The sequence below is a fragment of the Paraburkholderia sp. J10-1 genome (assembly GCF_905220165.1).
Classification (GTDB): domain Bacteria; phylum Pseudomonadota; class Gammaproteobacteria; order Burkholderiales; family Burkholderiaceae; genus Paraburkholderia.
Window position 1 is genome coordinate 1 of sequence record NZ_CAJMYW010000042.1, and the last position, 5,286, is coordinate 5,286.

Annotated in this window: 2 tRNA genes and 3 rRNA genes; all 5 read left to right on the forward strand. The window is 53.7% G+C overall.

From position 1 onward, the window contains the following. Positions 1 to 22 precede the first annotated feature (22 nt). The 5 genes from U5A65_RS40480 to rrf all read left to right on the forward strand — a co-directional run bounded on the left by U5A65_RS40480 (position 23) and on the right by rrf (position 5,285). Positions 23 to 1,555: ribosomal RNA gene (locus U5A65_RS40480) — 16S ribosomal RNA — on the forward strand. Positions 1,556 to 1,621: 66 nt separating this feature from the next. Then, positions 1,622 to 1,698 (forward strand) — tRNA-Ile (locus tag U5A65_RS40485). Between the two features lie 50 nt (positions 1,699 to 1,748). Beyond that, positions 1,749 to 1,824, forward strand: a tRNA-Ala gene (locus tag U5A65_RS40490). Positions 1,825 to 2,128: 304 nt separating this feature from the next. Continuing rightward, positions 2,129 to 5,009, forward strand: a 23S ribosomal RNA gene (locus U5A65_RS40495). A gap of 162 nt (positions 5,010 to 5,171) precedes the next feature. Further along, positions 5,172 to 5,285 (forward strand): 5S ribosomal RNA (rrf, locus tag U5A65_RS40500). Together the 16S, 23S and 5S rRNA genes with 2 tRNA genes alongside form the textbook arrangement of a ribosomal RNA operon. Position 5,286: the final 1 nt, after the last annotated feature.

Below are 5,286 nucleotides of genomic sequence, written 5' to 3' on the forward strand. Positions count from 1 at the left end.
AACCGAAAACAGTAACAGGTTTAAACTGAAGAGTTTGATCCTGGCTCAGATTGAACGCTGGCGGCATGCCTTACACATGCAAGTCGAACGGCAGCACGGGTGCTTGCACCTGGTGGCGAGTGGCGAACGGGTGAGTAATACATCGGAACATGTCCAGTAGTGGGGGATAGCCCGGCGAAAGCCGGATTAATACCGCATACGATCTTTGGATGAAAGCGGGGGACCTTCGGGCCTCGCGCTATTGGGGTGGCCGATGGCGGATTAGCTAGTTGGTGGGGTAAAGGCTCACCAAGGCGACGATCCGTAGCTGGTCTGAGAGGACGACCAGCCACACTGGGACTGAGACACGGCCCAGACTCCTACGGGAGGCAGCAGTGGGGAATTTTGGACAATGGGCGAAAGCCTGATCCAGCAATGCCGCGTGTGTGAAGAAGGCCTTCGGGTTGTAAAGCACTTTTGTCCGGAAAGAAATCCTTTTCGATAATACCGAGAGGGGATGACGGTACCGGAAGAATAAGCACCGGCTAACTACGTGCCAGCAGCCGCGGTAATACGTAGGGTGCAAGCGTTAATCGGAATTACTGGGCGTAAAGCGTGCGCAGGCGGTGATGTAAGACCGATGTGAAATCCCCGGGCTTAACCTGGGAACTGCATTGGTGACTGCATCGCTGGAGTATGGCAGAGGGGGGTAGAATTCCACGTGTAGCAGTGAAATGCGTAGAGATGTGGAGGAATACCGATGGCGAAGGCAGCCCCCTGGGCCAATACTGACGCTCATGCACGAAAGCGTGGGGAGCAAACAGGATTAGATACCCTGGTAGTCCACGCCCTAAACGATGTCAACTGGTTGTCGGGCCTTCATTGGCTTGGTAACGTAGCTAACGCGTGAAGTTGACCGCCTGGGGAGTACGGTCGCAAGATTAAAACTCAAAGGAATTGACGGGGACCCGCACAAGCGGTGGATGATGTGGATTAATTCGATGCAACGCGAAAAACCTTACCTACCCTTGACATGTACGGAATTCCGCTGAGAGGTGGAAGTGCCCGAAAGGGAGCCGTAACACAGGTGCTGCATGGCTGTCGTCAGCTCGTGTCGTGAGATGTTGGGTTAAGTCCCGCAACGAGCGCAACCCTTGTCCCTAGTTGCTACGCAAGAGCACTCCAGGGAGACTGCCGGTGACAAACCGGAGGAAGGTGGGGATGACGTCAAGTCCTCATGGCCCTTATGGGTAGGGCTTCACACGTCATACAATGGTCGGAACAGAGGGTTGCCAAGCCGCGAGGTGGAGCCAATCCCAGAAAACCGATCGTAGTCCGGATCGCAGTCTGCAACTCGACTGCGTGAAGCTGGAATCGCTAGTAATCGCGGATCAGCATGCCGCGGTGAATACGTTCCCGGGTCTTGTACACACCGCCCGTCACACCATGGGAGTGGGTTTTGCCAGAAGTGGCTAGTCTAACCGCAAGGAGGACGGTCACCACGGCAGGATTCATGACTGGGGTGAAGTCGTAACAAGGTAGCCGTATCGGAAGGTGCGGCTGGATCACCTCCTTTCCAGAGCTCATCGCTCACTGCGTTTTAAGCGCTCACACTTGTCGGCTGTAAGAAAGACAGACTCAGGGGTCTGTAGCTCAGTCGGTTAGAGCACCGTCTTGATAAGGCGGGGGTCGATGGTTCGAATCCATCCAGACCCACCAATTTGTCTGCGCGGTGGCTGACTGATAACCCCTTGAGTATGTATGTGACTGGGGGATTAGCTCAGCTGGGAGAGCACCTGCTTTGCAAGCAGGGGGTCGTCGGTTCGATCCCGTCATCCTCCACCAATCCTCAATGCACAGCGTTCTGCAGAAGTGATGCAGAACATTTCGCATTGGCGATTGAGCCAGTCAGAGCGATGTGAGTAAAACCATATCGGCTGTCGTTCTTTAACAATCAGGAAGAAGTAGTAAAGAGATTCATCCAAAAGCATCTAGAGATGGGTGCGAGTAGGTGAATCAGGGTTGTGATTGTATCAATGTATTTTTAAGTGATCGAAAGATTGCCTTGAAATACGGCGCAACACGAATACTCAACCTGTAGCGAGCGTGAATCGCACGAGCAATCGTGACCGAGACACACCCGTTATAGGGTCAAGCGAACAAGTGCATGTGGTGGATGCCTTGGCGATCACAGGCGATGAAGGACGCGGTAGCCTGCGAAAAGCTACGGGGAGCTGGCAAACAAGCTTTGATCCGTAGATGTCCGAATGGGGAAACCCACTCCGAATGGAGTATCCATGACTGAATACATAGGTCATGCGAAGCGAACGCGGCGAACTGAAACATCTAAGTAGCCGCAGGAAAAGAAATCAACCGAGATTCCCAAAGTAGTGGCGAGCGAAATGGGACCAGCCTGTACTCTTTATCTGTACCGTCAGCCGAACGCTCTGGAAAGTGCGGCCATAGTGGGTGATAGCCCCGTAGGCGAAGGCGGAATGGAAGAACTAGGTGTACGACAAGTAGGGCGGGACACGTGAAATCCTGTCTGAAGATGGGGGGACCATCCTCCAAGGCTAAATACTCGTGATCGACCGATAGTGAACCAGTACCGTGAGGGAAAGGCGAAAAGAACCCCGGGAGGGGAGTGAAATAGATCCTGAAACCGCATGCATACAAACAGTCGGAGCCTCGCAAGGGGTGACGGCGTACCTTTTGTATAATGGGTCAGCGACTTACATTCAGTGGCAAGCTTAACCGAATAGGGCAGGCGTAGCGAAAGCGAGTCCGAACAGGGCGTTCAGTCGCTGGGTGTAGACCCGAAACCAGGTGATCTATCCATGGCCAGGTTGAAGGCACGGTAACACGTGCTGGAGGACCGAACCCACTAACGTTGAAAAGTTAGGGGATGAGCTGTGGATAGGGGTGAAAGGCTAAACAAACCTGGAAATAGCTGGTTCTCTCCGAAAACTATTTAGGTAGTGCCTCGTGTATCACCTTCGGGGGTAGAGCACTGTCATGGTTGATGGGTCCATTGCGGATTACGTCGCCATAGCAAACTCCGAATACCGAAGAGTGCAATCACGGGAGACAGACATCGGGTGCTAACGTCCGGTGTCAAGAGGGAAACAACCCAGACCGCCAGCTAAGGTCCCCAAATATGACTAAGTGGGAAACGAAGTGGGAAGGCTAAAACAGTCAGGAGGTTGGCTTAGAAGCAGCCACCCTTTAAAGAAAGCGTAATAGCTCACTGATCGAGTCGTCCTGCGCGGAAGATGTAACGGGGCTAAGTCATATACCGAAGCTGCGGATGCGAGCTAGTCTCGCATGGTAGGAGAGCGTTCCGTAAGCCTGCGAAGGTGCGTTGAAAAGCGTGCTGGAGGTATCGGAAGTGCGAATGCTGACATGAGTAGCGATAAAGGGGGTGAAAGGCCCCCTCGCCGTAAGCCCAAGGTTTCCTACGCAACGTTCATCGGCGTAGGGTGAGTCGGCCCCTAAGGCGAGGCAGAAATGCGTAGCTGATGGGAAGCAGGTCAATATTCCTGCACCATTGTTGAATGCGATGGGGGGACGGATCGCGGAAGGTTGTCCGGGTGTTGGAAGTCCCGGTCCTTGCATTGGAGAAGGCGCTTTGGCAAATCCGGGCGCGGAATTCAAGGGTGCGAGGCCATGCTCTTCGGAGCAGAAGCAACTGGAAGTGGTTCCAAGAAAAGCCTCTAAGCTTCAGTTCAACAGTGACCGTACCGCAAACCGACACAGGTGGGCGAGATGAGTATTCTAAGGCGCTTGAGAGAACTCGGGAGAAGGAACTCGGCAAATTGGTACCGTAACTTCGGGATAAGGTACGCCCTGGTAGCTTGACTGGCTTGCGCCAGAAGGGTGAAGGGGTTGCAATAAACTGGTGGCTGCGACTGTTTAATAAAAACACAGCACTCTGCAAACACGAAAGTGGACGTATAGGGTGTGACGCCTGCCCGGTGCCGGAAGATTAAATGATGGGGTGCAAGCTCTTGATTGAAGTCCCGGTAAACGGCGGCCGTAACTATAACGGTCCTAAGGTAGCGAAATTCCTTGTCGGGTAAGTTCCGACCTGCACGAATGGCGTAACGATGGCCACACTGTCTCCTCCCGAGACTCAGCGAAGTTGAAGTGTTTGTGATGATGCAATCTCCCCGCGGCTAGACGGAAAGACCCCATGAACCTTTACTGTAGCTTTGCATTGGACTTTGAACCGGTTTGTGTAGGATAGGTGGGAGGCTGTGAAGCGGGAACGCTAGTTTCCGTGGAGCCGTCCTTGAAATACCACCCTGATCTGTTTGAGGTTCTAACCTTGGTCCGTGATCCGGATCGGGGACAGTGCATGGTAGGCAGTTTGACTGGGGCGGTCTCCTCCCAAAGGGTAACGGAGGAGTACGAAGGTACGCTAGGTACGGTCGGAAATCGTGCTGATAGTGCAATGGCATAAGCGTGCTTGACTGTGAGACCCACAAGTCGAACAGGTGCGAAAGCAGGTCATAGTGATCCGGTGGTTCTGTATGGAAGGGCCATCGCTCAACGGATAAAAGGTACTCTGGGGATAACAGGCTGATACCGCCCAAGAGTTCATATCGACGGCGGTGTTTGGCACCTCGATGTCGGCTCATCTCATCCTGGGGCTGTAGCCGGTCCCAAGGGTATGGCTGTTCGCCATTTAAAGAGGTACGTGAGCTGGGTTTAAAACGTCGTGAGACAGTTTGGTCCCTATCTGCCGTGGGCGCTGGAAGTTTGAGGGGGCCTGCTCCTAGTACGAGAGGACCGGAGTGGACGAACCTCTGGTGTACCGGTTGTGACGCCAGTCGCATCGCCGGGTAGCTATGTTCGGAAGAGATAACCGCTGAAAGCATCTAAGCGGGAAACTCGCCTCAAGATGAGACTTCCCCGGGGACTAGATCCCCTTGAAGGGTCGTTCGAGACCAGGACGTTGATAGGTCAGGTGTGGAAGCGCAGTAATGCGTTAAGCTAACTGATACTAATTGCCCGTAAGGCTTGATCCTATAACAGGTGTGCCTCCCTCCAGAAAGCATGGAGAGTGGAGCGCGCAGGTTGAGAGATCGGTGTTGTGCCAGAAACAACACAACCCCAATTCAGCAACACCTCTTTACGCTTCTTCCCGATTGGCTGTGGCGCGCAAAACCGCGACGCAGCAACCCGTCATGCCTGATGACCATAGCGAGTTGGTCCCACCCCTTCCCATCCCGAACAGGACCGTGAAACAACTCCACGCCGATGATAGTGCGGATTGCCCGTGTGAAAGTAGGTAATCGTCAGGCT